A 26,763-nucleotide genomic window follows, 5' to 3' on the forward strand; every position below is an offset into this window, starting at 1 on the left:
TTCTGTCCTTGCTCGTGTACGTTCAGAGTTGGCTCAATGGCCTGCTTCAGCGCCTCCGGCTGGTGCGCCGGCCGAGACAGCTGTGGCTCCCACTGCGAGGGGTTTGCCGATGAGAGAGGATGCAAGTCCAGCGTCCGCCAGCCAGAACTGCTGCTGCGCATTGATCGCCTGCATGACGCTGGTCACCTGCTCGCGCGTGTCAGCCAGCAGCTCAAACACTCCGATGAACATGCCGTTGTAGCGAAGTACGTTTTCGTCAGAGATCGTCTTGCGCAGCGGCACGATCTCGTCGCGGTAGTGCCGCGCCACGTCATAGGCAGTTCGATACGCTGAGTAAGACTCGCGTAGCTGCGACGAGGCCGAGCGCGCCACGGCCTCATATCGGTTTGCGGCCGCCAGGGACTGCGCGTTCATCGCGGCGCGCTGTGCACCGCCCCAATCAAAAAGCGGCAGGCGGATCGCTAACTCAAAGCCACTCGCATTGGCACGCTCATCACCGTCAAAGACGGTGTCGCGGCGCACTCCAGCCTCCGTATCGAAAAGGCTGTTGACCAGATTTAATCCTTGCGCCCTCCCGGCCACCTCCAGTTGTTGGCGGGCCAGCTGCACGTCCAGGCGCTGCTGCGTGGCCGCAGCAGTGACGTCTACTGTGGCCCGCGCTTGCTTGGGGAGGTCCGGAAGGCGCTCCGGCAGCTTGAGCTGCGCGGCTTGGCCGGCGTCAAGCCCGAGCAGGCGCACCAGTTCCTCGCGCGCTGCCGTGGCCGCGTGATTGGCTGCGGCAAGCTGGGCAACGGCATCGGCATAGAACGCCTGCTGCCTCGCCCGCTGCAGGCGGGTGAAATTCCCCACCTGCTGCAGCCGCCGAGCCAACTCGGCGCCGGCCTCCGCTGACTTGTTGACCTGTTGGGCGTAGGTAAGCTGCTGCTGGGCGGCGACGGCCCGAACCCAGCCTTGCCGGACTTGGCTTACCTGATCAACAACGGCAGCACTCAACTGCGTCTTGGCCTGGGCCGTCTGGCTACGAGAAATCACCTGGCGCTGTGGAAGGGTAATCAGGTCCAACAGGCCAAACGACAGCAATCGCCCGATCTCCAGCTCGCTGCCAAGGCGCACGCGCTCGAACGTAAAGACCGGGTTAGCAATCCGGCCGAACTGGTTCGCCGCGGCCAAATCTGCCCAGCTTTGAGCAATCAATGCTTGCATCGCGGGACTGTTTGCCAAGGCAAGCTGAACCGCTTCGTCCACACCTAAAGGTGTTGCCAGCAGCTGCTCGCTCAGGCGTTGGCGCGACTGGCGCTGTTCGTCGGTGCGGCTGAGCTCGAGCTTGCCTTGCGTAAAGGTCGGAACTGCTTGGTTCGTCTCCTGGACGGCCTGCTCAATGTTCAGGGATGCGCAGCCCGCCAGGACAAAAGCTGCCGCAGCCACGGCTGTGAGTCGGAAAATTCTTGTTTTCATCGTCAGTTCGTCTTCTCGTCTTTATTGCTTGCCGTGGCCGGCGTGCGGGTTCGCAGCGCCGGAAGCCCCCCGGCTGCCTTCCGGCTGTGCAGGTGACTGACGTCCGTCCTGGCGCGGCGCAGCGCCCTGGCTTTGTTGACCATCTGCTTGCTGCGCCTCCTTTGCATAGGCGCGCCAGCCGCCGATCTGGCCGACGGTGTCATTGGCGTCCTTCCAGTTCACGATCTTCTCGTCCGTGAAAGGCTGGTAGCCCTCCAGAGCGGACCGGTACGTCAGCGCGCCCGAGGAGCTGGTGCCCGCCGCCGCAGCTTCGCTGGTCGCGTGGTGAGGAGAAGGTGCGGGTTGTGAAGGTGCGGGTTGTGCTAGTGCAGCCAAGCTCGCCGTAGCGGCTAACGCTGCGACGTGGCTGCGGAGGAAGAAAGGAACAGGCATAAGGTTCTCGCAAAGAATCGAACAGATATCCCCGCCGGAGCACTCGCCTCGTGGCCGAGGAGCGGACCGGCGCGCGCAGTGGCAGCAGTTCAGTCGCGAGGGGGCTTGTCCGGAACTTGGACGGGAACTCCGTTGATGCGGACGACGGGCTCGGCTGCGGGCAGAGTCAGCTGTGCTCCCGCCAAAGCCAGAGCTTCCGTCAGGCTAAGCCCCACAGCGTGACCGCAGGCGACACACGCGCCACACTCGTGGGCTGCACCGGTCAGATGAGCAGTCAGCCCGATCGACTGGGGCTCCTCGCCGCCCATAGCAGCGGCGCCATGGTCGTGATGAGCGTGTTTATGCCCGTCGATTCCGAAACAGCCCGGCGCGCCACCGCTTGAAAAGACTGCAGCTTTCGCTGGCCCGGCCAGCCCCAGCGAGGGGATGGCAGCAATCAGTAAGCAAGCTAGCAAGAGGCGAAGGCGCACCATGGCTGATTTAGTTATTTATGCGAGGTGGACCGAGTAGCTGTCGGGGCTAATGATGAATTTACTGCTGGGCAGTTTACGTGGACGGTGCGTTCAGAAGGACTACAACCAGATTACGATTTTGTAATCTGGTTGGCGCTGCGGCAGTCTTGTCTGATGCTTAGTTGATGTACTGCTCGCGCATCGCTCGCCGCTCGGACTCACTCAGCGCGGGCGAAGCACCCATCGTGCTCGGCGCAGTGGCATTGAAGGCATCGTTATGGACGCGCCGCCCGTCTCGACGAACATACTCGTGCTGGTGTGGCACATAGCCTGCGTCTCCGCCCACCACACGGCCGCCATCGACCGTTATCGGATTGGCACGAAATTCCTGCAGTTGGGCTTGCACTTGTGCACGCGTTCGGCTGCTTTGGACCGGGTGCGTTTCAAACCCGACTTCACCACCAACCCATGTGGCGCCACTGTTGGCGAAAGCAATGGGCGATGCCAGCGCGGCGAAAGCGATCACGACGGCAGATTTGCGGATGGACATGTTTAACTCCTCTGATGTTGGCAGTGGGCCCATGCAGACCCCTGCACGGGCGTGATGCATTCGCTGCAACACGGAGGCCAATGTAGGCTCGCGGTGGGGTCCGCGAACTGACATGAGGGTTACCAATACGCAAGGAAGGGGGCTGCAGGGAAAAGCATTGGACGTGTGAAATGCGACGCCAGGCTGAAAAGAGCCGATGAACATGGGCCTGTCCAGGAGCAGCGGCTCCTCACCACCGCTCACCCGCTGCTGTGGGCAGTTCCTGCGGCAGCAGTCATCAGACTTCGCCTGTAGCAGTTCCACGAACATGCTGCGCGCGCGTGTCACTTCTTGCAGGAAACGTCAGTTCAAACGTTGTTGTACGCGTGCTGGAGTCGCTGCGCGCGCGTACATTGCCGCCGTGCGCCTCCATGATGGAACGCACGATTGCGAGGCCAAGTCCGGTACCACCGGACAGTCGTGCGCGCGACGAATCGATGCGGTAAAAGCGATCGAAAATGCGCTCCAGGTGATCAATCGCGATGTGGCCACCGACGTTGGAAACTCTCAAATTGCTGCTGCGCGGGCCCCCTTCCACTGCAACATGAATAGTAGTTCCGGGGTCGGCGTGCCGCACTGCGTTCGAGAGCACGTTGGTGATCGCGCGCTGCACGAGCATTAAGTCCGCGTGAACGGCGCCGTGCCCGTCCACATCTACCTTCACGCCCTTTTCTTCTGCGACCACGGAAAGATATTCGGCAATATGGGTGGCTTCATGATGCAAGTCCACATGCTGGCACTGCAGCACGCCTTCCCCCTGCTCCGCTTGCGCAATGAGCAGCATGTCCGAAATCAGCCTGGACAGCCGCTCCAGTTCTTCGATATCCCCCTCCAAAACTTCCCTGAGCTGCGCCGGTGATCGCTCCCGCGACAACGCCACTTGGTTTCGTCCCAGAAGGGTAGCGATGGGGGTGCGCAACTCATGCGCGAGGTCCGCTGAAAACTCCTGGAGCCGACGGTAGCCGCCGTCGATGCGCTCCAGCATTCCATTAAATTCTCGAGCCAGCGCACTCAGCTCTCCCGGAAGCCCTGATTCAGAAACGCGTCGGTTAAGCGACCTAGCTCCTATCGATGCTGCCATGCGTTGGAACCGCCGCAGTGGTGCTAGCGCCGTCCTGGCGATGATCCAGGCGCCAAGCGCGACAACCGCGAGCAGCAAAGGCGCACCCAGCAGGCTCGCACGGAGAAAGCCGGCGAGAAGCCGTGTATCGTGCCGCCGATCAAGGGAAATGTAGTAGCGGACGCGACTACCATCGGCAAGTTGAAAAGTCCCGCGCAGTGACTCGAGGGCCTGTCCGGAACCACTGCGCCAGGCGTGAGACGCGTCGTCCGTGCTCGCGGAGTCAAGCTCCGAAATCGACTCTGAAGCTGCAGGCGAAAAGGTTCCGAGGAGCGCTCCTGTCGCATCGTCTACCAGCGCGAGGTGGAGGTCGTCGTGCCCGATCAGGACATCGTTGAAGCGATGCTTGCTGGCTGGAAGATCCGCTGCGGAACCAGTCTCGGACAGCAGGTGGACGACCAACTCTCGCTTTCCTGCAAGTTCAACAGCTGATCGCGCATCGAGCTGCCTTCCAAGAGCCCAGTACCCCACGACCATCCCAACACCCGTGATAAGTAGCCCAAACAGGGCGCTCGCCACCGCGATACGGGTGGCGAGCGAAGCACGGGGCAGCTCCGCTCGATTCAAACGCGTCGCTCCAACACATAGCCGACGCCGCGAACTGTGTGGATCAGCTTCTCAGGAAAGGGATCATCAATTTTTGCCCTCAGCCTGCGAACCGCGACCTCGACCACGTTAGTGTCCGAGTCAAAGTGAATATCCCACACAAGCGATGCGATCTGTGTTCTCGAAAGCACCTGGCCGGTCTTCTGAGCGAGAAGCGAAAGCAGCGCAAACTCCTTCGCTGAAAGGTCTATCCGCTGCCCTCCTCGGGTGGCGCGGTGCCGGACGGGGTCGATTTCGAGTTCGCCCACACGTACGACGGGATCGCCGGGAACCGCTTGATTGCGTTTGAGCAGTGCTCGAACACGTGCAAGAAGCTCAGGAAACTGAAAGGGCTTCACGAGGTAGTCGTCCGCCCCCAGTTCGAAGCCGCGTACCTTGTCGTCGATCCGGTCTCTGGCGGTCAGCATGAGGACGGGGACCTGCTTGCCAGTGCGCAGCGCTGACAGAACGGCGAACCCATCTATGCCCGGGAGCATCACGTCTAGAACAACCAGATCATGGTCACCGCTGGCCGCGGCGTGCAAGCCATCGACGCCATTGGCCGCCACCTCAACGAGATACCCGCTTTCGGCAAGACCCTGCCGCAGGTATTCGGCTGCTTTTGGCTCGTCCTCGATGACCAGAATCTTCACTTGCGCTCCTCCATTGCTCGGCCAGACGGACCGGCTAAGCGATGCTAGCGCGCGACGGATAACAGAACGGTAATCCGCGGGTCGAGGTAGGGCTTGCGGGTTGGCTCCACTTGGTGCCGCCCATGCGAAGCGATTGGCAAGGTCGAACGCCACAGACGATACGGGTTGTTCTCCGGCTCACCCCAGCGCTTCGCTGACCCTAAGATGAAGCGATTGCGGCTCCGTCTGGGATCCAGCTGAAGCATGACAGACCCTGATCAAAATCCAGAGGTAACGACCGGTTTTGTGCTGGACATTGCCTGCATCAGAAAATACCCGAAAAGCGATCTAGTGCAACGCGGAAGGGAGCACAGCGTAGCCTGCGCACTGATGGGGCACTGTGTCGAAAGCGGTTATGCCCTGGTTCAACCCGACGGATCGATCACGCTTCTCGATTCCGCGGCCACGCCGCTCGTAGTCAAAGCTCTGGTGAACGCCCCACACGGCTCAGGGGTTCTTTTGGAGGTCTCTCGCGAGCGCGATGGTGAAGACATGAAGACGGTGAGCGTCACCGTGGTGGGAGGCCCGCAGTAGAAGTGCAGCGCACCGAGCGCCTGGCAGAAGCCGGCATCGCACCGCCTGTGGGCAGCAGGGGCAACTCCTATGACAACGCCTTGGCCGAGACCACCAATGGCCGCTACAAGGCCGAATTGATCCGCCGCCGTGCGCCGTAGAAAACAAAGGAATCGGTGGAGCAGGCGACCCCCGCCGCGCGCGGGCAAGAGCACAGCAACACAGTCGCAACGGCGTATCCGATGCGGCGGTTCAGATAATGAGCGCTGCTTCGGCTTTTCGCCTGGTGACTAGACCAGGCAAGACCTTTCCGCCACCGTAAATCCATCGGCTGAGCTCCTGCGCTGACGCACCCCAGTCTCTTTGGTTGATCCGTCGGCGCAGAGTCGAGGTCTGAAGCCGGCCCGCGCCAAGGTTAAAAGTGAAGTCCACGATGGCTGCGAGCCGCCCTGACGACTCGCTCGCCAGCACAGGACAGTACCGCAGGGTCGCGTTGAGCGCCGTCAGCAGGTCCGTGGCCAAGTACCGCTCGGCTTCATCTTTGGAGATTGGGGGATGCTGCGGGTCACACAGTCGACCGTAGCCAATCGTCCAGTAGCCGGCCGGGCAGATGTACGGGTGCGCCCGGGTCGCATCGTGCTTCGGCACGCGGTGGAAGCCCTCGAAGCGCTTGGCCAGATCGACGGCGGCAGGGGGGACGGCTATCACGGCCGCACCCGATCAAACACTCGTCCAAGGAACCAGAAGTTCAGCACCCCGGCCCACAATGCCTGATCAGCGTCAGTCCAAGCGTGCAGAACTGCTGCTCCCCAGCCAGCGCCAGCTGCCATCGCTGCAGCAAACGCCGCCATCTTGGCCGCGCAGTACAATGCCATGAACCAGTAGGTGATCACCGGGCGGACACTGATGGACAGCGCATCGGCCCAACGCACTCGGGACGACTGGCCCTGAGCCGCGACCGCCTCCCGCAGCGTCTCAATGGCACCTACGTTCCACGCCGCATCGGCACCAGCTCCCATCTCCGACATGCGCTGGGCGCCGCGCAGCTTCTCGAACTCCAGCGCCTTGTCCTGCATGGCGAGTTCGTGCCCGCGTTCGCCCTTGCGATCCAGCCACTTAAGGAGTTCGGGCGCCAAGCGGAAGGCTCCGCCCAGAAGGCCCCCCAGGAGGGTTTCGATCATTGACCACCTCCCAGCAGCTTGAGCTTGATGGCGGCGCCTACCAGGAGGGCGGCCAAGACCCCGGTGGTGATGACCTTGACGGTCGTTTGCCAAGCGGTGCGGCGCGCATCGCGCCAGGCATCGAGCAAGTCGCGCAGCTCGCGGATGTCGCGCGCCGCATGGCCGTTTTCCAGCCCGAGATGTGCGAGGACACGCTCGGCGCCACGGGCGGCAGCGCGGTCGAGCAGTTCGTCGAAGTCCTCCTTGCGCAGCAGGAGCATGTTCTCCACGAGCGCAGGCTTGTGATCAGATTCAGTCATGGGTGGTCTCCAGAAATGCGAAACCCGCCCGATGCGTGAGCAAGGGGCGGGTCTCAAGGGGTAAATGGTGGAATCAGGCAACGCTTCAGATTTCGATCAGCTCCACGGTCAGGGCAGGCGCCACGCCTTCAATGGTCTCGTTCCGTACGAAAACGGTCTGGCCGAGGACAGCATTACCCCGCGCCCTGATGCGGCCGCCGCCTGGCAACTGCACGGTGACCATGCCGGCTCCGACTTCGAGCACGGTCCCCGCCTGCAGCGGCGGGTTCGGAATCAACTGGCGGAACTGCTGGTAAAGGTTATGCATGGCCTTGCACTCCCAGGGTCTGCCAGACCTCCGGCATCCCGGCCTCGACCTGGGTCGAGCGCACAAGTCCGCGGCGCGTCACGCTTCCATCCAGATACTCAACGAAGGCGCCGGGCTCGATGATTCCGGTCTCATCCAGCACCGGCAGCCGCAGGCTCACTTCGAACTGAGGCCCCGTGTCAGCCAGCACGGCCAGGCCACGCTGCCGCGCGGCGGCCGCCTCGGTGATAAGAGCATCGACCACCATCGGCGCCAGGACGTCACCGGCGGTGCCTGCGCGCGTCACCTGCCCCAGCACGCCCACATCCTGTCCGGAGACGAAGACGCGGTTGTAGGTGGGTTTTTCGATCCAGCGCAGCGACTCACGGGCGACGGCGTCGACCGGCAGCACGTAGTCGGGAGTGACGGTATTCCACTGCCAGGGCGCAGTCGGGTATCGGTGACGCACTCGAAGCTCCTTGGCCGATGCATGGGGCAGGAGGTAGCCACCGGCGGCTCCCGCAATACTCGCCAGAGCTTCGATCCAGGTGCCCTGCCGCGAGAAGGCGCCTGCAGGGACATTCCAGTCGATGAGGCCCCAATCGACTGTCCAGCCGAGCGGGATGCCATTGAGCGTCAGCACGTCGTCCATCAACTGGCGCGCGGTGCGGCCCTGCGCGTTCGAGAAGGTCATGACCGGGGCATAGGGCGCAGCCAGGACGGCGTTATGCCCCCGGCCAGAGATTCGGATGCTGGCTTCACCAAAAGTGCGCTCCCTGCTGATGTTCTCGGCGAGCACCCGGAACTCGGTGCCGTTGACCAGCGCCCGAAGTTCCACCGGACCGTTCACGGGCTCCACCAGCGCCTGCGCGGCGGCCGGCAGCGATGCGTTGAAGCCCCAGGTCCAGCTGTCTGCATCGAGGCTCAGAGACAAGTTAAGTGCGGGTACCGGCGCGTCGTCGGGCACGCGGTAGAGCCGGATGATGTTGACCACGATGTAGACCCTCCGGACAGAGATGACGGCCGGTACCTTCTCCGGGTTTGCGGAGTCGTACAGGTCGCCAAAGAGGATGTTTGTGCCGCGAAACCCGAAGGGGAACTGGAAGAGGAGATTGGCCGGCCCGATGAAGACAGGCGGCTCGATGGGCGTGGGCTTGCCGATGACCGGCCCCGGCGTGGAGCCAATCGGAGGCGGCGCCGCGCCTTGAAACTGGCCCTGCCAGCCCTTGGGCAGCGGCATCGCCGGCTGGAAATCGGTGCCATAGATCTTCCGCAGACTCTGTGCCACCTGGTGGCGTGCGTCGCGCCGGGCAAACTTCTGGCGATCACCGTCCTGATGGCGGAACTCGCCGCCAGACCCCCCGTTCGTGCCGGTCTGAAACGACGCGGTACGGTCCTTCCACATGCGGGTGCTGACGTGGTGGCTGGTCGCGCGGTTCAGGTGTGCGCGCGAGGCACCCTTGAAGCGCCCGACACGCTCGACTGGGGTGCGGTCCATCGTATTCGGCATGCGCACCGCCGTGCCCACCGTGCGGTCATTGGCCTGGTCCCACCCGGCCGCCCAGCCGGCCGGCAGCGAGTCCGTGTCCTGCTCGAGTTGGGTAATGCCCGCACCTGCGGCCATAGTCACGTGCCATTCGTGCGTGGTCTCGCCCACGGTCGGCCGCTGCGTGTTCGTGAGGTACTGCACCTCGGCCAGCATCTGCAGGCCAGGCATCCTGCCCACGACGCGTACGTTGATGACTTCGGCGATCTCAGCTTGAAGCGTGAGCGCCGGCATCTTGCCGGTGATGGCGAGGTCGAAGGTGCCGCTGTCTGGGCCCGTGCCTTCCCCAAAGAGCAGATTCGCGTTGTTCGCCTGCCTCGTGTCAAAGACGAGTTCACCCGGCGCGAGCGCGGAGCCCGGTGCGGCATCAGCAGTCGGCGCGCCGAAAGTGAGGCTCGGATCCCGCTTCTGCGGATCCTGGAACAGGATGTCGCTCACGGCGACTCCTTAGCCGAGGATGGCCGAGACGATACGTGCTTGGCCACCTGCGTACAGTTGCGCCTTCGCAAGCTGCACCTCCCACGGCCCTTCGCCCTCCCCGGCATCCGCGTCGAAGCACGTCTCGCCATTGCCATCCACGAAGCGCGCCCACGTTGCAACACCCGTGTTGGCGATCAGGCCGTTAACCTCTTGCGTGAGGGTGAGTAGCCCGTTCGCGACGACACCTGCCGGCTTCGTGAGGGGAATCTCCACCAGCATTGCGCTCGTCGGAACGCCGCTCGCCTGTGCCGGCCGCTCGCCACCGTACACGCGGACAGCCGGATTGCCGGTACCTCGGTTCAGATCGTCAAGCGAACCCTGCAGGCGTGCTTCGTTGTGCCGCTGCGTAATGGTGATCATGGGTAGGGAGTCGGCTTGAGGCTGTCGGCGATCACGGCGCGGTAGGCACCCGTGTGGTCGTAGCTGACGACGGTGTATAGCCGCTCGGGGTTGACTTGGTCGAAGACATAGTTGCCCGCCCCGTCGCTCCAGGCGGTGCGTAGCACGCGCTGGCTCGCCTGATCGATGAGCACCACCTTCCGCACGACAGGCGCGTTCACCGGCGACGCCTTCTCCTTGACCGTGCCGGTGATGCGGCCGCCTTGCTTCAGGGTGCTTTCGGGGTCGTCGCCCAGCTTTCGCTCCAGCCCACGGACGGTGGCGAATCCCGTGCGCTCGATGCCGGGGTGCAGCAGCATCAGTGGATCCGAATCGTGAATGCCGATGTTGACGGTGGGCAGGTCGCTGCCCAGGCCTCCCTTGACGCCGTGGATGCGCAGCACGCACCCATAGCCGAAGATCCCGGGCCGAAAGCTCGCGCCATCCCAGCGCCACTCCTCCATCACAGAAACGTCGTCCGCGCTGATTCGTACGTGCGCGAGCCGCACCGGGTCCGCGAACGCGGCGTGCCGCTTCACATCGATACGGAGTCGCTTGCGAACACCGACGCCCACCCAGTCAGCCGGGAACTCCTTGCCGTGGATGCTGTTGTACTCGCTCCCGCCGCCGCTCCAGGTGGAGCGTTGCCAAAAGTGCCAGCCGTCTCGCTTGTTGACCGCGTACCGGTAGCCCTCGTAGCCGCTCCCCGTCTTCAGCCAAAAGCCAAAGTGCCACGCGTCAGTCGACTTGGAAATCAGCTCGACCTCGTACTCAAACCAGAAGTCGGTTGACATCTCGGCTTGCAGCATCTCCCAGTAACTCTGGGTTGTATTGAACGTGAGGTCGACCGCCTCGGCCGAGGCGTTGTGCGTGATGGACGAAATGCTCCCCCCGCCGGCAGCTTGGGCGAAGCCGGTGGGAATGCCCGCCACGAACGATTCGTCAATCGGGTAGGCCATCGCTTACCGCGCCCACGGTCCCGTGATGTCGATCGCGAAGCCGCCTGTGCTGCCGGGCTCGCTTCCGTGCTGCATCGTCAGGTACACGAACTTCTTGCCCGCGTTGCCGGTCACGCTGTCGATGATTTGCCGGTGCGTGTACGGCCGGTAGGCGTGCGCCCAGAACAGGCCCGGCATGAAGCCGCGCAGGTTGCTGCCGAACTCCTCCTTCATGTAGCACGGATGGAGCACCAGCGACGCGTCCGGCCCATTCGGGAAGGGGATGTCACCACTGGCGCCCGAATACTGGTACCCGTTGTTCACGTTCAGCGGGCAGAAGCCGAACTTGGTGTAGTTGCCGATGCCGGTCCAGTTGCGCATGATGCCCTTGCCCTGAAAGTCGAGGCTGTAGTTAGGCCGCGCAAAGTCGTTCATGTAGCTGTGGCTGGACCCTGCGGTGTGCCACCAGTCATGCGCGATGATGAAACCATTGAACGGGTCGCCCGCCTTGAAACTGGTGAACTCGCCGGCCGCGTAGAACGTCGAGTAGTCCCCCCAGGCATGGTTGATGCGGATGAAAAAGCCCCGGTCATCCCCGACGAGGTCCCACGAACGATTGCCGCTGCCGCCCTGTGTCTCGCCACTGCCGAGCCAGTTGTAGCGCCACTTCCACCAGCCGTGCACACCGCCCGAGCCGCCGACTTTGTTCCCAAGCTCGTTCTGGTCGGGGACGTTCGGGTCATAGGGGGCGATGGCCGCGCCGGGCGCATAGGTGTCGATGTCCGTCATTCCGGACGCGATTGAGACGCGCGCGAACTTTGCCCAACTGGTGTCGTAGGCGTTCGGCGGCAGGCTGTCGTTGATGCGGATGAAAGGGCGCGATCCCGCAAGGTTCGGGCTGCGGTAGGCGCGCTTGTTCATGCCGGTGAAGCCGATTTCAAACCCGAGCGGCGCGGCCTTGCAGGTAATCGCGGCTCCGGTCGCAGGTGTGGCCGGAGTGCCAGTGACCTTGAACCTGGCGCTGTTCGTGTCCGTCCAGATGACGCGGTGCTGGCCGTTGTAGTCGGCCTGGTCGCAGCCAGCCACCTGGATGATCTGCTCGGGAACGAACCCATGGGCGGTGGCGAAGTTCACCGTCACCGTGTCGCCATCGCGCGTGACGCCCGCCACTGACTTCAAATTGAATCCGTTCACCAACACTGCATCGAGCAAGTCGGTGAGAGCGCCCCAGCTGTTGCCGAGGGTGGGCGCGCCGGTCATGGCGCTGTGCAGGTATTTGACTGTGGTCATGGCGTGTCAACGTCTCCGCGGACAAGAAGGGTGAATTGGTCGTCAGGCACCGTCTCGGGCCCCTGCTGGACGGTACGGACCACCCAGACGGGGAACATGGCGCCGACGGTGTTGAAGCGCAGCACGTTGCCGACCGCCCAGCCCGCCCCCCAGCCGAGCGGATCGACGCTGAAGTACGGCACGCCCGTGGCCGGATTGATCGGCGCGCAAACGGTCGTGGTGTTGCCGCTGGCAATCACGCCGACGTTCTCGCCGATGACATCGAAAGCCGTGGTGCCCGTGAAGCGGATCGCCCAGCGTTCGGTGATGGCGCCTCGGTTGCTCACGGCGATGGGGTACTGCGCCAGGTTGTAGGTCGCGGTAGCCGCGCCGCCCTTGATCGAGTCCTGCCAGGAGCCGTCCCAGCTTGCCTGGTCGAACGTCGTGCTGTTGCGCGCGAAGAGGTCACCCGTGATCAGCGCGCTCGACACAAAGCTGCCGGCTGGATACTGGTGGGTCAGGGCGCGCGTGAAAGCGATCTCTCCGTTGATCAAGGCCTCGCGCACAACCGCCATATCCTCGATGCGGTGCTCGATGGTGACAGGCTGGGCGTAGCCGCTGACGTTGCTGAAAGTGACCGTACCGGCCTCCAGGTCCGCCGTGTAGCCGGTGTTGATCACGGCGCCATCGCTGCCTACCACGCGGACACGCGACAGGCGCACCCGCGCGCAGTCAATCGTCTGGCCGTTAGCGACTGTGGCGGTGATCTTGCCCGTGTGGCCGACGACCGCGAACCCGCCCGCCCGGAAGATCGGCACCCGGCCGTCGGAAGGCAGGCGCACCGGATCAATCCCCAATAGGTCGGCATCCAGCGGGAGGTAGCTGAAGCTCACGGCGTTGTAGCGCAGCGAGTTCAGCATCACCAAATCGCTCGGGATGGTGGTCAGACCCGTGATCCCGAGGTGGCTCAGGTCGAGATTGCGCTCGGCCGGGCCATCGGGGTTCACGAAGTAGATCTCGACCAGACCGTACTCGTAGTCGATGCGTCCCTTCACCCGGGTGCCGTTGATCTTGCCGTCCACGCCGGCCGTCACGTTAAACGTGGTGCCATCCAGCATGATCCCCAGCACGGAAAAGCTGCCGGGCCGCAGCGGCGACGCAGCCGTGCGCAGAATCGACGTGCTGGCAGTGAACGGGGCTTCGACGCCCTGAGAAGGCGGCGAGATGACGCCGCGCCAGTCGCCGATGACCGGGGACTGGCCAGCGTTCCAGACGGACAGTTGCACCACGCCGAGCGCCGCCAAGACACTGCCAGCCGGCGTTCCGCCGCCAGTCGCAGGGCTGGGGCTATGCACCACCGTGTTGTCGGGCAGTTGCAGGTAACGCCAGTCTCCGACGGTGAACATGGCGCCCTTGAGCGTGTAGTTCGGCACCATGGCCGTGCGCAGGAAGTAGTTGTTGACCTGCACGCTGATGGAGTCGGTGCCGGCCTGTGTCGTCGAGAAGTAGGCGAACGCCGCCGTGTTGGCCGGGATGCAGGTGCGAAGGCGACTTCCGAGCTTGTTCCAGGACGTGACCCAGTACCCGGCGAGCGAACCGCCAACGGCCGGCTGGGCCGTGATGACGTAGCTGGGGCCGGCAATGTCCTCGGACAGGACTGTCAGGACCGAGTCGACGTTGATGATGCCGCTCGCGTAGTCCACGCTGCCGCAGTTCACCGCGTAGTTGTTGCCGGGGTCCTTGAACGACAGCACGCCCTGCCCGTTGTCCTTCACATGGACGGAGGTGCTCCGCGCGCTGAAGGTGAGCCGGCCCGGGTTGCTGCCCAAGCGCTCATAGTTGAAGGTGACGCTCAGGTAGAACGAGACGGACCCGGGCTCGATGTTCGTCTCGCCCAGAAACCCGTTCGACAGCGACACGCTCGCTGCGCTCCTTTGCGCCTTGCCATCGGCGTCAATCAGGAACATCGTGCCGGCAGGCGGCAGCACGTTCGGGCTGATGCGGAGCACGCCGTGCGAATAGTCCACCGTGCCCGTGGCGTCGCCCGTAAGGTTGCCGGCGCCGTCGTCGGTGGCTTGCTTGAGCCCGCCGTAGTCCCACTTGACAATCACGCCCCCGATGCCAATGGCCTTCTCGCCCTTCTCCTCGCTCACCTGACCGCTGGTGTTGATCGGAACGAATGCTCGGCCACCGCTTAGCAGCAAGGTGTTGCTCGCGGCAACCGTGGTGGCTTCGGAGAACGACTGCACGACTATGGCGCTGCCCACGTCCGGCAGTGCGCCGAGGGTGACGACCACCGACCCGGTGGTGTAGTTCACGGTGCCCACGCCGTAAGCCGAGTCGGCGCCGGCCAGCTTGCCCGAGCCGTCGTCACGCAGCACGTACCAGCGGCCCTGCGCAAGGTAGCTCACCGACATGGTGCGGCGAACCGGGATGTCCTCCATGACGAAGGCGTACGACTGGCTGCGTGACTCGGGCATCACCAGAATCGCGCGCTGGTCGGAGATCAGCTCGGGCACCGCGGCCGGCGTGAAGGTCACCGTGTGCGTTCCGGCGCCCGTGCCGAAGACGTTGGCTGCCAGGGTCAGGATGCCGTTGTCGTAATCGACCGTTCCCACCTCGGAGCCGGCGTTCATCAGTCGGCCGCCTTGGTCCGTGAGGGTGATGCCCGAGCGCGTGACGGCCAGCGAACCCGGACAGATCGGGCCACCCACGAACAGGCTCTGCGTGGTCGTGAAGCCCAGGTTGAGGGTCGTGGTGATCGACGCGCCCGTCGCCACCAGCGCGGCGCTCATGCCGTTGGCGCGGACGTCCGAGATCGGCGTCTCGGTCTGCGCACTGGGCACCAGTTGCGTGAAGACGCTGCTGGCCTTGACCGTGAAGTCGCCCAAGCTCGCGGGTTCAGTCAGCGGCACCACGCCGACATAGGTGCCGGCGTCCGCAACCACCGTGTCGCGGACCTTGGTGGCGGTGGCTGCGCGCGTGAAGCTGCGCGTGGGCGACGAGCCAGCGAAGTCGGTGCGCAGCGCGTCGCTGAGCTCGACGGTCACCACACCAGCGTTGTAGTCGGAGTTCGATTGCTGGTCGTAGAACTTGCGAGTGACGCTCGACACCTTGGTCGCGCGGACGTACTGGGTCTTGTCGTCGGACGCGCCCTCGTTTTCCACCAGAACCAGCGTTTGGCCGACGTTGGGCAGCTGCGCCTCGGGCCGCTGGAACAACTGGATGACACGCTGGCCCGCAATGTGGTTTTCCAGCAGGTACCCGCCCCACTCCGGGCCTTTGTTCAGGTAGGACTCGACACGCACCTGCGCTTGCGCGCGGGTGTCGAAGCCGGATTTGGTCGAGAAGAGGGTGACGCTGACTCGGGGATCTTCCGGTGGGTCCGCGACGATCACGTTGCCGCCGAAGTAGGTGTCGGTGTCGTCGGTCTGCACGCCCACGAAGGTCTTGCGCAGACTGACCCGGCCACCGGCCCGATCCAGCTCAGAAATGTCCGGGAAGATGGCGTTCGAGACGCCGTCGGCGATGGCGTTCCCGGTGGGCGCGCCGCCGCCTTCCGGAACGTCCGCCATCACGGCGGACTTGAGCAGCTTCACGTCGCCCGATTGAATGGGCATGGTTCAGATCTCCAGTAGACGCAGGGTGAGGCGGTAGAAGTCGCTGTCGGAATGAGCCGGGATGCCCAGGACCGGCTCGCACTCCACCGGCGCATCGCCGTGGCGGAAGGCGACGGTGAAAGTCCGACCGTCAGCCAGGGACAGAAGGAAGCGACCAGCGTTCGCCGCCAGCGGGACGGCGGCCCAGGCGCGCAGTCGCTCCACGCTGGCGCGCGTCACCCAGGCCATGTCGGGCGCGCCCACGAGCGTGATCGGGCGGCCCGCCTGGCGCACGGCTGACTGGATCAGCAGCGCTCCGGTGATCAGGTACGAGTTCGAGGCCACAGCCGGTGACCAGGCGTGCTCGTCAGCCCACAGCAGATCGTCGGGCAGCAGCAGGACCACCTCGTCGGCGAGGTTCTTCAGTTGCATGGGGAATGAGAAGCGCGAGAAAGGGGGGTGAGGAAGCGGCTCAAGCTGCCCTGGCGCGGGCGAGCTCTAGGATCTGCAGCAGGCGTGATTCGTCGCGCTGGTCGATCGTGGCCTGGATGCGGCGCTCGCCAGCGGCGAGCTCCACGCGCACCGTGCGAGAGGGCGTAGCAGCCTCGGTCGGCAGCACCGGTCGCGACAGCGCCGACGACGTCGGCGCCACCAGACCGCCCGTGGCGAACCCCTGCACCCGCTCGGCCAGCGCTCGTGCCGGCAGCGACAGGTTGTTGATTGCCGCGAAAAACCCGGCGCCGAAGCGGCTGACTGCATTCTTGTTCACCACGTACTCACCCGGCGTCAGCATGGCGGGGACGCTGTCCGACTTGGCGAGGCCGCCGGCGCGGAAGAACTGGCCCTGATTGCGCTCCATGTACTCAATCAGGTCGCGCTCCATGTCTTTGCCCATGAGGAGCGGCTGCGCCATGGCCTGACGCCAGGTCTGCTTGATTTGGTCGAGCTGCTGGCGTTCGTTGCCCGTGAGCGTCTTGCGGTGCAGCAAGGTGGCGAGGACCTGCCGGTCCTTGTGCGCCTGCTTGCCGTAGGTGTCCATGGTCCTCCAGCGCATGTCCAGACTCACGGCCGGGCCGTACTTCCATTGCAGCCACGCGGAATACTCGTCCAGGCCGCGCAGGCCCAGCTCGATCATCTTCTGGGCTTCGACTGCGTCGCGATTGCGTTTGACGCCGCCGCCGTCCTCCCCGCCACCACCGATCCGCGCCAAGACATCCTTGCGACCTGCACCGGAGATGACCGCGCCGCCACTGGCGAACTTGGCGATGCCGGAGGCGAGTTTGGCGAGCGTGCCACCGCCGTACTTGCGCACCGCCGCCTTGCGCAGCACGAACGCGCCCGCCTCCAGGGTGCGCGGCACCGTGTCGTGGTGACCGGAGCCGGGGACGGATCCCCCCGCCATGCGCGGGAACCCCGACGCGACAGGCCCGCCCGTTGCGAACCGGCGCACGCCGTGTCCGACCAGGCCGCCCGTGGCATTCGCCTCCACCCTGCGCACCGTGATCGTATGGGTGCTGGCGGTGTTCAGGCCGTTCAAGCTCTGAATCTCGCTGCGCACAGAATCCACGTTGCTGCTCGCCACGTGCTGTGACTCGGTGCGGATTCGATCCAGCGCCCGGATCTGACCCTCGACATTGGTGATCGCGGCTTGCGCCTTCTCTGTGGACACCTTCAGTTCCATCTGCGAGGTCTCCACGGCGTAGGCCTTGAGCTTGTCCAGCGCCGCTTTCGCGCGGGAAACGTCGGCGTCGACCGGCAGCGTCTTGCCGTCCTTTAGGAGCTGCTCGTACTGCTGCAGGTCCTTGCGGGCATGCTCCAGATCGGCCTTGATCACCAGCAGTCGTTCCTTCTCGGCGAGCGCCTTGTCCAGATCGCCGATGGCCTGCTGGAAGCGCGTGGTGTCGGCGTCCAGCGTGAGCTTCAGCCCATCCTTCAACTTGGCCGTGATCTGGTCGATCTGGGTTTCAGTCTGCGCCAGGGTCTGCTTGATCTCATCGCGCGCTGCGACCGCGGACTGCGCCGCCTTCTGGTGCGCCGCGCCTTGCGCATCGAGCGTCTTGTTGAGGATCTCCTGTGATTCGCGGATGCGCTGGATGGCCTGATTGACCCCGTCCTTGCCCTGCGCGACCTGGGCATCGGCATCGCGGGTCTTCTGTGCGAGATCGGCGCGCAGCTGGTCAGCCTGTCGCATCAGCGTCTCGGCCTGGCCGTATTCCTGCTTGCGGTAGGCCTCACGCGCCTGCGCTTCGAGCTGCGCCGCCTGGGATGCGCCCTGCTCGGAGGCCTTGCGGGCATCTTCGGCGCGCTTGGCCTCGGTGGTTTGGCTGCTGGCGACCTGCGCGGCCAGGTCCATGGCTTTCTGAGCGAGCTGCCGGGCCTGTTCGAACTCTCCCTGGGCCAGTGCCGTGCGGGCTTTCTCCTGGTACTCGGTAATCTGGCGCTTGCGATCTTCCGTCGCCTCATGCTCCGAGAGGCCCGCGCGGCGGATCTCTCGGATGCGCTCTTCAGTGGAAAGCGACAGCTGGCGCTTTTCTTCCTCAATGCGCTTGACCTCCGACAGGTGCCGGTTGGCCTCGGCGTTCAAGGCATCGATGTGCTGCCGGTATTCGCCCAAAGCCTGCGTGAGCGTCTGGCGCTTGGTGGCGAGGATGTCATTTTCGACGCGCTGGACGTTCGCACGGCGCTCGTCTTCAGTCGTGCCCTGGCGCCGCGCGGCCTCGAGCCTAGCCTTGGATTCGTCGTCCACCAGCTTGAGCGTCTCGGTCGATACCTGCCGGCGCAGGGCGGTCTGCTGCGTCAGAGCATCGGTCAGCAACTGCGTGGATTTCGCGATCAACGCCGCCTCCGACTGCTTGGACAGGTCGAGCGCGGTCTGCTCCTGCTGGTACCGGGCCTTTACGGCCTCGATCTGGCGCTGCAGGCTGGCTTCCGCGACCGCGGTGAGGCCCTTGTAGGCCTCGGCCATCTTGCCCGCGGCATCGGTGACGGTCTGGTTCGCCTTGCCGACCGCCTGCTCCACGTCCCCCAGGCGCGATTTCAGCTTCTCCAGGGCCGCGTGCACGGCCTCGATGCCGCGGCCGACCGCTTCCTGCGTGCCCTGGCGCACCGCTTCCAGGCGCCTGGCGATCTCCTCGGCCGCGGACGCCGCGGTATTCATCGCACCTTGGGCCGCGCCAGCGCCCTGATTGGCCTGCGCATACATCTGCGCGAAGATCTGGTTCATCTCCGCTAAGCGCGCCTGATGCCGCTGGGTAGCCGCGGCAATCGTGTCCGAGGTGAAGACGGCCGCGAACACCTCCCAGCGGTAGCGCAATTGCTCCACGGCTTTCACCAGCACCTCCACCATGAAGATGCCGGCCTTGCGCACGATCTCGAACTTCTCTGTGAGCCAGGTGCCGATCTCCCAGCCAACCAGGAACGAGCCCAGGACGGCAAAGGCGGTCTTCAGCACGCCAAGGCTGGCCACGGCCGCCGACACAGAGAGATTGGCCCTCGCCCACGCCGCAGAGGTGGCGTTGGCCGCGGTCACGGCCGCTGCGCCTGCGGTCTGCCAGGCGGTGATGAGCGCAGGAATCAGCCGGTAGATCAGCACCGCGAGGCCCACTTCCGCGATGCGCTTGAGCCATTGCATCACCGTGTCGAGGTTCTGCGCGAGCCAGGTGAGGGCTTGCGAGAGCTTTTGGGTGATGCCGGTCGATTCGTCGAGGCGACTCACCCACTGGCCGAAGGCGTTGCGCAGACGCTCGAAGGCCTGCGTGACGGTCTGCGGCAGCTGCGCATACTCGGTGGCGAGCCGGTCCTTCTGCGACATCAGCGCGTTGACCACCACGTCGGCGGTGAGCCGGCCCTCTTCCGCCAGCTTGCGAAGCCGTCCGATCGGCACGTTCAGGCCATCGGCGAGCGCCCGGGCAAGGCGTGGGCTGTTCTCCACGACCGAGTTGAACTCCTCGCCCCGCAGAACGCCCGAAGAGAGGGCCTGACCGAACTGCAGCAACGCGGATTGCGCTTCGCCGGCCGAAGCTCCCGACAGACGCAGCGCCTGCGAGATGCTCTCGGTGATGGACAGGGCTTCCTGCTGCTCTCCCCCCAGCATCCGCACGGCTTGCTGCAGCTTGCCGTACAGCGTGGCCGTCTCCTGGATCGGCACGCCGATGCGCTGGGCGATGTCGAACAGTTCCTTTTGCGCCGTCGTGTATTCCTGTTGGCCGGCGGTCGCCAGTTTCAGGCGCGCGGACATCATGTTCCAGGCGTCGGCGACCTGCACGATCTGCTGCACCTTGCCGGCCGCCCAGCTGATCGACAGGAACGCCAGCAGCTGGGTCTTGGCGGTGACGACCTGATCGCCGAAAGCGGACATGCCGGCCTTGACTTCGGCCATCCCGGCGGCGGCCTTGGCGCCAGCCGTTTTTGCGCTACTGGAGAGCTCGCCCAGGCTGCGCTCGGCGGAGGTGATGGCGCGCTTGAGCCCCTCGTCGGCCCCTTCTAGGGCGACCAGGACAGAGATGCGTTTGGACATTCAGGCAGTGAACGGTTAAAGTCTGACCTGTTTAGTCAGAATTAAGGGGGACTTGATGCACACGTGGCAAATGCAGGCCGCCAAGGCGCGGTTTTCGGATCTGGTGCAGCGCGCCCGCCAAGAAGGGCCGCAGGAGATCACCGTGCACGGCCGCCCGGTGGCGGTGGTGCTTTCACGCGAAATGTTCGATCGGCTCAGCGGCGGCGACCTGTCGCTGGTGGACTTCATGCAGCGCTCCCCGCTGCATGACCTCGAAGACATCGAGTTGGAGCGGGATCGCAGCCCCGGACGCGAGATCGAGCTTTGAGTCGTTGATGAGCTATCTGGTTGACACCAATGTCCTATCCGAACTTCGCCGCCGGCAGCCCGACGCGGGCGTGGTCGCTTGGATGGAGCAGCGCCCGCGCCAGTCGCTGTACTTGAGCGTGCTCACCCTCGGCGAGATTCGCAAAGGCATCGAGCAACTGAAAGACCCGCGGCGCCGGCAGTCGCTGATCGACTGGCTGGAAGTCGAGTTGCCGCATTACTTCGTGGGCCGGCTGCTGGGCGTCGATGCACTGACCGCTGACCGTTGGGGGTACCTGATGGCCAGCGCCGGGCGGCCCTTGCCAGCCATCGATGGCTTGCTGGCGGCCACGGCGCTGCAACATCAGCTCACGCTGGTCACGCGAAACACGCGGGACTTCGAGGGGCTGGGTTTGGCCTTGATCAACCCGTGGGAAGTCTGAGCGGAATCAGAGCCGCTCCAGTTGCTTCTGAACCGCCGACGCGAGCCGTGGGATGCGGCCAGCCACCAAACGCGTGACGTCCAGCCGCTTCTTCAGCACGACGCGCGGCACCAGCACCGCAATCGGCACGTCGGCGCCGCGCTTGATGCGCTTGACGCCTTCGGCCTTGCGGTAGCGCCGCTTAAATCCGGCCAGCGGCCGATCGTGCTCCTGGATGTTCTCCGCCATCAGCACGACGTTCCCCTTGGCGTTCTTCACGAAGTAAGCGTTTCCGCCGCGCATGAGCTCAGCGACCTGTGCCTTAAATCGCTTGCGGCCCACCCGCCCGTGCAGTGGGATCAGCATCCGCCCACCGATCTGGCCACCCGACTCGTGCACGCCAGACCACGGGATGCGTGATCCGACATAGAGCGCAGGCAGCCGCTTCGTGTCCTTGGCCAGCACCTTGGCGGTGAAGCCTTTCAGGAAGGACTTCTTGGCGACCGCCATCTTGCCCGCCACATGGGCACGCACCTCCTGCTTGATCTCCGCGGCCTCGCTGGCCATCGCCCGCGCCACGGCCTTGTGGACCTTCTCGCGGAACTCGCCACCCCAGCGGCGCAGTTGCGCGCGGGCCGCGGCACTGTCGATGCGGATGGAGATCTTCATCGTGCTTGGGCCCGGACGGCAAGCCGATCGAGTGCCTGATCCAGGTTGCGGGCCTCGCCGCGGGTGCCGATCGCAAGCAACGACAGCAGACGTGCGTCGCGCGCAGCGTCGGATCGCTCGCAGGCGGCAAGGAAGCCGCGGAATTGCCCAAGCGTGTAGCCGAGGATGTCCGGCAGCCCATGGCCGTGGTCGATCAGGCGTTGGACGGCGTCGAACCAGTGGCCGCCTCTGGTGTCGGCGCGAGCTGCTTGGCCTGCGCGAACAGGCCGTCCAGCCGCGGGAGCACCGTCCGGGTAAAAAAATCCGCATTCACCTCGATCACTTTGGCCGCCAGCAGGATGGCTTCGTCGGCGGCGAGTTCATCGACCCAAGCTCGTGGCCTGCCCGCCGCAATGCCGATCGCCGTCAGGAGATCCTCGCCGTGATCACCGAACAGCAGCAGCCAGTCGATCTCGCCGCGCGTCAGGTGCGCCATCGCTGGCGACACGGCGCGCAGGAAGGCGGGCATCTGGCCGACCTTCAGGGGCTTGATGGACAAGGCTTCGCCGCCGAGCGTCAACTCGACGCCCTGCGGAATCAGCGTCTCCAGATCACTCATCCCTCGCCCCCACGTCACAGTTGAACGATGCGGCCGAACTGGCCCAGCACCGCGTCGAAAGGCTTGCTGGCATCGGCCAGGAGCGAGCCTTCCATTTCGAACTTGTTGTACTCGTCCGAGATGAAGGAGATCTCCTTGAGCGGATCGAACGCCACGCGGTACAGCTCCACCAGCACCTTGGCGTTGCCCTGGGCGGTGTTCAGGCCCTCCAGGCGCAGGTAGCGCTCGGGAAGCGGCTGCGTGAAGATGCCGATCTCGGTGGCGGCGCCATAGCCGTAGCTGGCCTTGAATGGCAGCACGTAAGGCACCACCGGCTCGCCGCCATCGTCCAGTCGCAGGAACTGCAGCGCGCCAAAGTCGAGGTCCGCGGTGTAGTCGACACCGGCCACCAGGGTGGCGGGCGTGGCGCTGCTGTCCTTGACGACCAGGCTCGAGACCTTCGGGTGGGCGAAGAAGTAACGGTCGCCCACCACCGGCGTGGCGCCGCCCACCGGCTCGTCGGTTACGGTGCCCGGAACGGCGGTGACGTGGTTGCCGTAGAGAGCCAGCGCTAGGTTCTCCTTTGTGAACTCCTCCAGTGTGAGGTTCACGGTCGCGGATTTCTGCTTGACCATCCGGTGATCCAGCGTGCGCTGGCCGGTCTGGCTCTCGTAGTGCTCCAGCACGTCGGTCTTCAAAGCGAGCTTGAGCTCGGCCACGTTGCCGGGCGAGCGCACCTCGATCGGCGCTCCGGCGGTATCGCGTTTGCCGAGAAAGACGCGGCCCTGGAAACTGGCATAGGTGCTCATGGATTGGGTTCCTTAGGTTGGATCTGCGCCACGCGATGCGGCGGGGTTCCTGATCGGGTGGGTGGCAGCGCATGGGCGCTGCCGATGGACACCAGCCATCTCGCGAGGTCGGCATCGACTTCGATGCGCTCGCCAGGCCGGCGCAGCCGGCCCGCGTGGGTGTGCGGCCGGGTGAGCAGGAGGTGTGTTTTCACGGGTCAGCCTGGCGCAGCGAGGTCGGCAGCGAGGGTGCGGTAGGTGATGCAGTAGCGCGCCGGGATCGCGGCGGCGATGGCATCGGCGTCCTCCACGTCCCACTCGCACTCGACTTCCTTGATCCCGAGCGCCAGACCACCGAGGTTCACGTCGGCCATCAGCGCCGCGTGCGCGGATGTGAGTAGCTGGTCGGCTTCGGTCTCCGGGGCCGCTGGAGCGATGGCGCGGGCCAGTGCGGTGATGCGCAGCGTCAGTTCGCGCGTGACCCGTCCATTGGCGCGCTCGGTGATTGCTTCTGACTCTGGGAACACTACCAGCGCCGGGCACTGCTCACGGCTGATCGCCACCGTGGGCGAGCGGTGCAGCGTGGCGCCCATGCCCTCGGCGCTCGGGCGCAGCGCCGCCACCACCGCCAGCAGGATCTGCTCGCGAACTGAGTTGCCGGCCATGAGTTACAGGCGGGTGAGCTTGGCGCGCATCTCCGAGCCGTCGCCAATCGCCCGGATCTCGCGCACCTGGAACGTCACGCCGTCGATCTCCACATTCTCGCGCACCGACAGCACCCTGAAGCCGGTGTCTGGATAGGACATCACGTACTCTGTGCTGGCGGTCAGGCCGTCGAAGGCCGTGCCGTCCGCCGCGCCGAAGCCCACCAGCTGGCTCTGCGCTGGCGCTCCGCTCGATGGGCGCCAGGTGCACTGCTTCAGGAATCCCGCGTTTGCGGCGGCCTCGTAGAACTGGTCCAAGAAGCCCATGACTCAACTCACGGTGAGCTTGACCAGGACGCCGGGACGGTGGCACATCGGCAGCGGATTGCTCTGGGTATGCAACTCCGTTCCGCGCTCGAACTTGCGTGGCGCCTGTTTGGCATAAAGGGGCTGCCCGAGCGTATTGACGGTCTCATTGAAATCTGCGGGCGCGAAATAGCTGGCGAAAGTGTCGATCGTTCCCAGCGGGAAGGCGTGGGCCTCACCTGGGGCGATGAAGCGCTGCACATCGCCGTTCAGATTGGTAGCCTGCCCGCGGTACTCCTCGAACACAATCCCGCCGAACGCGAAGCCGGTGCGCACATCGTCGCGAAGCATGGCGCCCTGCGCATAGTTCTCGTAGGCCTTTTCGACTTTGGCGTGCCCGACGAGCTTGGCGAAGAAGTCGGGCGAGCACAGACACCGCACGCCGGTCATGAACTCGCCGCGAAGGTTTTCTTCAATATGGGCCGTCACCTCGGTGCACTTGCTGCGCACGTTCGTGCTCTCGGTAGTCAACTGGAAGTTCACCACCCCCGGCGTGATGTTGAAGACCGAGTACAGGTTGTGCAGCACCGATCCATCAGCATCCAGGATCACGCCCTTCAAGGCGCCCATGCGCAGGTGCTCCAGCGTGATCGCGTGCTTGTTTCGCATCGACTCCAGGTGCATTGCCATCACGCTGGCAACGGTTTCCATCTCGCTTTCCGAGCCGAACGACCGCACGCCCTGCACCTCCTCAGGCAACACCACGTCTTCCAGCGGCACATGAGGAATCACGAACGAGTGCAGCTTGCGCTTGTCTCGGGCGTTGACCGTGGAGGGGCTCCCCACGGGGAGGGTGGGCAGCAAGTTCAGAGTGCCGTTGCGCTCCTCGATCACCACCGAGCGAGTTCGCACCGGACGGGCCGGAAACAGGTTCAGTGCCTCCAGGCGCCCATACCGGTTGGGCAGCAGATTGATGGCCGCCGTGAGGGAGGCCATCCCGAAGGCGGGATTGTCGAACGGGTTGTTGAACGCCATAGAGTTTCTTCCTCGTGTGATCGGTGGGTCAGGCGCCGACGCGCACCAGGATGCCCAGGGACTTGAGCTGCGCGATGGCTGTTAGCCGCTCGGCCTGCGCGATGCCAGCGGGCCAGCTCAGGGCGTGGTCGGCGACGATCGCGTGGCGCGCGATGATGAGACCGTCGGTGCGGTCTGCCAGATCGGCTTCGACCGGCTGCATCAGCACGCCGGCAGCGTATTGGCTGCCGTCGGTGGCGGACGGGTCGATTTGCTTGAGCTTTCCGGTGGCGGTGACCATGCCGAGCACGGCACCCAATGGCAGCGTCTGGCCGGCAGCGATGGTGACCTGGTCGCGCGAATACAGGTTGGGCGCCTCGTACTTGAGGAGGTCGCCCAGGTTCAGGGCTTCGTTGATGACGGGCATGACAGGCTCCGCTTAGGTGTTGGAGGCGCCCAGGCGGCTCTTCACGGCCTGGATCAGGGGGTTGTTGGGGGAGGCAGGGTTGGCCGCAGCCAGAGAGCTCTTGGCCGGCGCGTTCGGATCGATGCGGCTCACGATCTCCGGCGAGCTGTCGGCTTGGGCCGCGAGCAAGTGACTGCGCACCTTTGCCGGCGGCATCTTGGCTTCCAGGAAGCCTGCGACCAGATCGGAGCGGCCGGCGAGTGCGCAGGTCTGGGCGATTTCGACCGCATCGGCGACGCTGAAGGTTTCTGCCGCAGCGGTGGTGGTTGAGCTGGCATGGGCCGGCGTCGGTTGGAACTGACCGGGGGCTGCGTCCGCAACAAGCGGCGCCGGTGCGCCGGCCTCGGCGTGAGCATTCATGGGGTGGTCCTTCTGGAGCGTGAGTGAAGTGCCCGAGCCACTGGCAAGCAGGATCGGGCGCGAGGAAATGGATGCGTGCAGCCGCGCCAGCGCTTCGTCGAAGCTGCCCACCGCGTCGGCCAGACCCGCGGACACAGCGTCCTGGGCGAAGTAGAGGCCGGCCTGGGTCGCGACCACAGCATCGGCGCGCAGGCCGCGGTGCCTGGCCACGGTCTCAACGAAGAGGCCATAGACCCGGTCTACCTCGGCCTGCAAGAAGGCCTGGGCTTCGCCGGTGATCGGCTGGTGCGGGTTCAGGTCGTTCTTGCGATCGCCGGCAAAGACCGCCGTGTAGCGGACCCCGTCCTGCGCATCCTTCGCCGACTGGTCGATGTGCATCGCGATCACGCCGATGGAGCCGACGCCGCCGGTGCGCGAGACGAACATGCGGGAGGCGCCGGAGGCCAGCGCATACGCTGCCGAGAACGCCATGTCGTTGGCCACGGCCCAGACCGGCTTCTGGCCAGCGGCCGATCGGATGCGATCGGCCAGGTCGAACACGCCGCCGGACTCCCCGCCCGGGCTGTCGATGTCCAGCAGGATCGCGGCAGCGTTGGGGTTGGCCAGCGCCGCGTCCAGCTGGCTCGCGATTGCGGCATAGCTGGCCAGCCCCGATTCGGCTTCCAGGCCGACGGTCCGGCGCACGAGCGTCCCGTGAATCGGGATGACGGCGATCTTGTCGTTGGCGCTCGCGGTGCTGGCGGAAGGCCGTTGCGGTGGCGCGAAAGCGCCTGGCGCGGCCATATCTGTGACGCCCACCCGCGGCCCCAGCACGGACAGGATGACATCGAGTTTTGGGCGATGGATCAGAAGCGGCGCACCGAACAGGCGCGCCGCCACGTGCGGCAACAGGGTCATGGTTT

General features: G+C 65.0%; 28 protein-coding genes and 1 pseudogene. 4 read left to right on the forward strand and 25 right to left on the reverse strand.

Translation table 11 applies throughout. The features are described from left to right. Positions 1-33: 33 nt before the first annotated feature. From JI739_RS19600 to JI739_RS19620, 5 genes are all read right to left on the reverse strand, one after another. On the reverse strand, positions 34-1,455 hold the full coding sequence (locus JI739_RS19600; RefSeq protein WP_201685623.1) for a TolC family protein: 1,422 nt from the start codon (positions 1,453-1,455) through the stop codon (positions 34-36). A 21-nt stretch (positions 1,456-1,476) separates the two neighbouring features. Beyond that, positions 1,477-1,677, reverse strand: a complete 201-nt coding sequence (locus tag JI739_RS19605) for a hypothetical protein (RefSeq protein ID WP_201685624.1) — start codon at positions 1,675-1,677, stop codon at positions 1,477-1,479. Positions 1,678-2,517: 840 nt separating this feature from the next. Continuing rightward, positions 2,518-2,889: a DUF4148 domain-containing protein gene (locus JI739_RS19610; protein ID WP_201685625.1), complete on the reverse strand. Its 372-nt coding sequence runs from the start codon at positions 2,887-2,889 to the stop codon at positions 2,518-2,520. A 277-nt stretch (positions 2,890-3,166) separates the two neighbouring features. Further along, on the reverse strand, positions 3,167-4,615 hold the full coding sequence (locus JI739_RS19615; protein ID WP_236589890.1) for a heavy metal sensor histidine kinase: 1,449 nt from the start codon (positions 4,613-4,615) through the stop codon (positions 3,167-3,169). Continuing rightward, a complete protein-coding gene (locus tag JI739_RS19620) occupies positions 4,612-5,286 on the reverse strand; it encodes a heavy metal response regulator transcription factor (RefSeq protein ID WP_201685626.1) in 675 nt (224 codons plus the stop codon). The genes JI739_RS19615 and JI739_RS19620 overlap by 4 nt, the downstream gene beginning before the upstream one ends. 243 nt (positions 5,287-5,529) lie before the next feature. Here JI739_RS19620 and JI739_RS19625 point away from each other — a divergent pair, with 243 nt between their 5' ends. Both JI739_RS19625 and JI739_RS19630 read left to right on the forward strand, forming a co-directional pair. Then, on the forward strand, positions 5,530-5,859 hold the full coding sequence (locus JI739_RS19625) for a hypothetical protein (protein WP_201685627.1): 330 nt from the start codon (positions 5,530-5,532) through the stop codon (positions 5,857-5,859). An 11-nt stretch (positions 5,860-5,870) separates the two neighbouring features. Further along, positions 5,871-5,996, forward strand: a pseudogene (locus tag JI739_RS19630) (IS3 family transposase); the annotation flags it as partial. Positions 5,997-6,090: 94 nt separating this feature from the next. On the opposite strand, the gene JI739_RS19635 reads toward JI739_RS19630, so the two are convergent. The 11 genes from JI739_RS19635 to JI739_RS19685 form a co-directional block, all read right to left on the reverse strand. Further along, positions 6,091-6,546, reverse strand: a complete 456-nt coding sequence (locus JI739_RS19635; RefSeq protein ID WP_201685628.1) for a lysozyme — start codon at positions 6,544-6,546, stop codon at positions 6,091-6,093. Beyond that, positions 6,543-7,019: a hypothetical protein gene (locus tag JI739_RS19640; RefSeq protein ID WP_201685629.1), complete on the reverse strand. Its 477-nt coding sequence runs from the start codon at positions 7,017-7,019 to the stop codon at positions 6,543-6,545. Before JI739_RS19640 ends, JI739_RS19635 begins: the two co-directional genes overlap by 4 nt. After that, positions 7,016-7,318: a DUF6127 family protein gene (locus tag JI739_RS19645; RefSeq protein WP_201685630.1), complete on the reverse strand. Its 303-nt coding sequence runs from the start codon at positions 7,316-7,318 to the stop codon at positions 7,016-7,018. Before JI739_RS19645 ends, JI739_RS19640 begins: the two co-directional genes overlap by 4 nt. Positions 7,319-7,403: 85 nt before the next feature. Further along, positions 7,404-7,625: a hypothetical protein gene (locus JI739_RS19650; protein WP_201685631.1), complete on the reverse strand. Its 222-nt coding sequence runs from the start codon at positions 7,623-7,625 to the stop codon at positions 7,404-7,406. Continuing rightward, the gene (locus JI739_RS19655) at positions 7,618-9,588 is read right to left on the reverse strand and encodes a hypothetical protein (RefSeq protein WP_201685632.1); all 1,971 of its coding nucleotides are present in this window, start codon (positions 9,586-9,588) and stop codon (positions 7,618-7,620) included. The genes JI739_RS19650 and JI739_RS19655 overlap by 8 nt, the downstream gene beginning before the upstream one ends. A 9-nt stretch (positions 9,589-9,597) precedes the next feature. Next, the gene (locus JI739_RS19660) at positions 9,598-9,990 is read right to left on the reverse strand and encodes a hypothetical protein (protein WP_201685633.1); all 393 of its coding nucleotides are present in this window, start codon (positions 9,988-9,990) and stop codon (positions 9,598-9,600) included. Continuing rightward, positions 9,987-10,967, reverse strand: coding sequence for a carboxypeptidase-like regulatory domain-containing protein (locus tag JI739_RS19665; protein ID WP_201685634.1), 981 nt, complete (start codon positions 10,965-10,967; stop codon positions 9,987-9,989). Before JI739_RS19665 ends, JI739_RS19660 begins: the two co-directional genes overlap by 4 nt. 3 nt (positions 10,968-10,970) lie before the next feature. Then, positions 10,971-12,236: a hypothetical protein gene (locus JI739_RS19670; RefSeq protein ID WP_201685635.1), complete on the reverse strand. Its 1,266-nt coding sequence runs from the start codon at positions 12,234-12,236 to the stop codon at positions 10,971-10,973. Further along, entirely contained in the window at positions 12,233-15,835 is a 3,603-nt protein-coding gene (locus JI739_RS19675; RefSeq protein WP_201685636.1) for a hypothetical protein, read from the reverse strand. The genes JI739_RS19670 and JI739_RS19675 overlap by 4 nt, the downstream gene beginning before the upstream one ends. A gap of 3 nt (positions 15,836-15,838) precedes the next feature. Beyond that, positions 15,839-16,246, reverse strand: a complete 408-nt coding sequence (locus tag JI739_RS19680; RefSeq protein WP_201685637.1) for a hypothetical protein — start codon at positions 16,244-16,246, stop codon at positions 15,839-15,841. Between the two features lie 40 nt (positions 16,247-16,286). Then, a complete protein-coding gene (locus tag JI739_RS19685) occupies positions 16,287-20,330 on the reverse strand; it encodes a tape measure protein (protein ID WP_201685638.1) in 4,044 nt (1,347 codons plus the stop codon). A gap of 55 nt (positions 20,331-20,385) precedes the next feature. Between JI739_RS19685 and JI739_RS19690 the strand changes: the two genes are divergently transcribed. Together JI739_RS19690 and JI739_RS19695 are read left to right on the forward strand one after the other, a co-directional pair. Continuing rightward, positions 20,386-20,637: a type II toxin-antitoxin system Phd/YefM family antitoxin gene (locus tag JI739_RS19690; protein ID WP_201685639.1), complete on the forward strand. Its 252-nt coding sequence runs from the start codon at positions 20,386-20,388 to the stop codon at positions 20,635-20,637. A gap of 7 nt (positions 20,638-20,644) precedes the next feature. After that, complete coding sequence (locus JI739_RS19695) at positions 20,645-21,058, forward strand: type II toxin-antitoxin system VapC family toxin (protein ID WP_201685640.1); 414 nt, start codon at positions 20,645-20,647, stop codon at positions 21,056-21,058. Between the two features lie 6 nt (positions 21,059-21,064). Here JI739_RS19695 and JI739_RS19700 read toward each other — a convergent pair whose 3' ends face one another. From JI739_RS19700 to JI739_RS19740, 9 genes are all read right to left on the reverse strand, one after another. Further along, positions 21,065-21,706: a DUF6441 family protein gene (locus JI739_RS19700; protein ID WP_201685641.1), complete on the reverse strand. Its 642-nt coding sequence runs from the start codon at positions 21,704-21,706 to the stop codon at positions 21,065-21,067. A gap of 193 nt (positions 21,707-21,899) precedes the next feature. Continuing rightward, positions 21,900-22,304, reverse strand: coding sequence for a DUF6631 family protein (locus JI739_RS19705; RefSeq protein ID WP_201685642.1), 405 nt, complete (start codon positions 22,302-22,304; stop codon positions 21,900-21,902). 14 nt (positions 22,305-22,318) lie between these two features. After that, on the reverse strand, positions 22,319-23,092 hold the full coding sequence (locus tag JI739_RS19710; protein ID WP_201685643.1) for a phage tail tube protein: 774 nt from the start codon (positions 23,090-23,092) through the stop codon (positions 22,319-22,321). Continuing rightward, positions 23,089-23,286, reverse strand: a complete 198-nt coding sequence (locus JI739_RS19715; RefSeq protein ID WP_201685644.1) for a DUF7210 family protein — start codon at positions 23,284-23,286, stop codon at positions 23,089-23,091. The genes JI739_RS19710 and JI739_RS19715 overlap by 4 nt, the downstream gene beginning before the upstream one ends. Before the next feature lie 3 nt (positions 23,287-23,289). Beyond that, the gene (locus JI739_RS19720) at positions 23,290-23,736 is read right to left on the reverse strand and encodes a hypothetical protein (RefSeq protein ID WP_201685645.1); all 447 of its coding nucleotides are present in this window, start codon (positions 23,734-23,736) and stop codon (positions 23,290-23,292) included. Positions 23,737-23,739: 3 nt separating this feature from the next. Next, on the reverse strand, positions 23,740-24,042 hold the full coding sequence (locus tag JI739_RS19725; RefSeq protein WP_201685646.1) for a hypothetical protein: 303 nt from the start codon (positions 24,040-24,042) through the stop codon (positions 23,740-23,742). A 3-nt stretch (positions 24,043-24,045) separates the two neighbouring features. Then, on the reverse strand, positions 24,046-25,056 hold the full coding sequence (locus JI739_RS19730) for a major capsid protein (protein WP_201685647.1): 1,011 nt from the start codon (positions 25,054-25,056) through the stop codon (positions 24,046-24,048). 28 nt (positions 25,057-25,084) lie between these two features. Next, a complete protein-coding gene (locus JI739_RS19735; protein ID WP_201685648.1) occupies positions 25,085-25,462 on the reverse strand; it encodes a head decoration protein in 378 nt (125 codons plus the stop codon). A gap of 12 nt (positions 25,463-25,474) precedes the next feature. Then, positions 25,475-26,758 (reverse strand): S49 family peptidase, encoded by a 1,284-nt coding sequence (locus JI739_RS19740; RefSeq protein WP_201685649.1) that lies wholly within the window; start codon positions 26,756-26,758, stop codon positions 25,475-25,477. Between the last annotated feature and the right edge of the window lie 5 nt (positions 26,759-26,763).

The organism is Ramlibacter aurantiacus (assembly GCF_016722895.1).
Taxonomy (GTDB): domain Bacteria; phylum Pseudomonadota; class Gammaproteobacteria; order Burkholderiales; family Burkholderiaceae_C; genus Ramlibacter; species Ramlibacter aurantiacus.

Bases quoted from the DNA above. Each gene is read 5' to 3' on its own strand.
- JI739_RS19600 (WP_201685623.1), bottom strand. From the start codon at position 1,455: ATGAAAACAAGAATTTTCCGACTCACAGCCGTGGCTGCGGCAGCTTTT.
- JI739_RS19610 (WP_201685625.1), bottom strand. From the start codon at position 2,889: ATGTCCATCCGCAAATCTGCCGTCGTGATCGCTTTCGCCGCGCTGGCA.
- JI739_RS19625 (WP_201685627.1), top strand. From the start codon at position 5,530: ATGACAGACCCTGATCAAAATCCAGAGGTAACGACCGGTTTTGTGCTG.
- JI739_RS19640 (WP_201685629.1), bottom strand. From the start codon at position 7,019: ATGATCGAAACCCTCCTGGGGGGCCTTCTGGGCGGAGCCTTCCGCTTG.
- JI739_RS19645 (WP_201685630.1), bottom strand. From the start codon at position 7,318: ATGACTGAATCTGATCACAAGCCTGCGCTCGTGGAGAACATGCTCCTG.
- JI739_RS19650 (WP_201685631.1), bottom strand. From the start codon at position 7,625: ATGCATAACCTTTACCAGCAGTTCCGCCAGTTGATTCCGAACCCGCCG.
- JI739_RS19660 (WP_201685633.1), bottom strand. From the start codon at position 9,990: ATGATCACCATTACGCAGCGGCACAACGAAGCACGCCTGCAGGGTTCG.
- JI739_RS19665 (WP_201685634.1), bottom strand. From the start codon at position 10,967: ATGGCCTACCCGATTGACGAATCGTTCGTGGCGGGCATTCCCACCGGC.
- JI739_RS19670 (WP_201685635.1), bottom strand. From the start codon at position 12,236: ATGACCACAGTCAAATACCTGCACAGCGCCATGACCGGCGCGCCCACC.
- JI739_RS19675 (WP_201685636.1), bottom strand. From the start codon at position 15,835: ATGCCCATTCAATCGGGCGACGTGAAGCTGCTCAAGTCCGCCGTGATG.
- JI739_RS19680 (WP_201685637.1), bottom strand. From the start codon at position 16,246: ATGCAACTGAAGAACCTCGCCGACGAGGTGGTCCTGCTGCTGCCCGAC.
- JI739_RS19685 (WP_201685638.1), bottom strand. From the start codon at position 20,330: ATGTCCAAACGCATCTCTGTCCTGGTCGCCCTAGAAGGGGCCGACGAG.
- JI739_RS19690 (WP_201685639.1), top strand. From the start codon at position 20,386: ATGCACACGTGGCAAATGCAGGCCGCCAAGGCGCGGTTTTCGGATCTG.
- JI739_RS19695 (WP_201685640.1), top strand. From the start codon at position 20,645: ATGAGCTATCTGGTTGACACCAATGTCCTATCCGAACTTCGCCGCCGG.
- JI739_RS19700 (WP_201685641.1), bottom strand. From the start codon at position 21,706: ATGAAGATCTCCATCCGCATCGACAGTGCCGCGGCCCGCGCGCAACTG.
- JI739_RS19705 (WP_201685642.1), bottom strand. From the start codon at position 22,304: ATGAGTGATCTGGAGACGCTGATTCCGCAGGGCGTCGAGTTGACGCTC.
- JI739_RS19710 (WP_201685643.1), bottom strand. From the start codon at position 23,092: ATGAGCACCTATGCCAGTTTCCAGGGCCGCGTCTTTCTCGGCAAACGC.
- JI739_RS19720 (WP_201685645.1), bottom strand. From the start codon at position 23,736: ATGGCCGGCAACTCAGTTCGCGAGCAGATCCTGCTGGCGGTGGTGGCG.
- JI739_RS19725 (WP_201685646.1), bottom strand. From the start codon at position 24,042: ATGGGCTTCTTGGACCAGTTCTACGAGGCCGCCGCAAACGCGGGATTC.
- JI739_RS19730 (WP_201685647.1), bottom strand. From the start codon at position 25,056: ATGGCGTTCAACAACCCGTTCGACAATCCCGCCTTCGGGATGGCCTCC.
- JI739_RS19735 (WP_201685648.1), bottom strand. From the start codon at position 25,462: ATGCCCGTCATCAACGAAGCCCTGAACCTGGGCGACCTCCTCAAGTAC.
- JI739_RS19740 (WP_201685649.1), bottom strand. From the start codon at position 26,758: ATGACCCTGTTGCCGCACGTGGCGGCGCGCCTGTTCGGTGCGCCGCTT.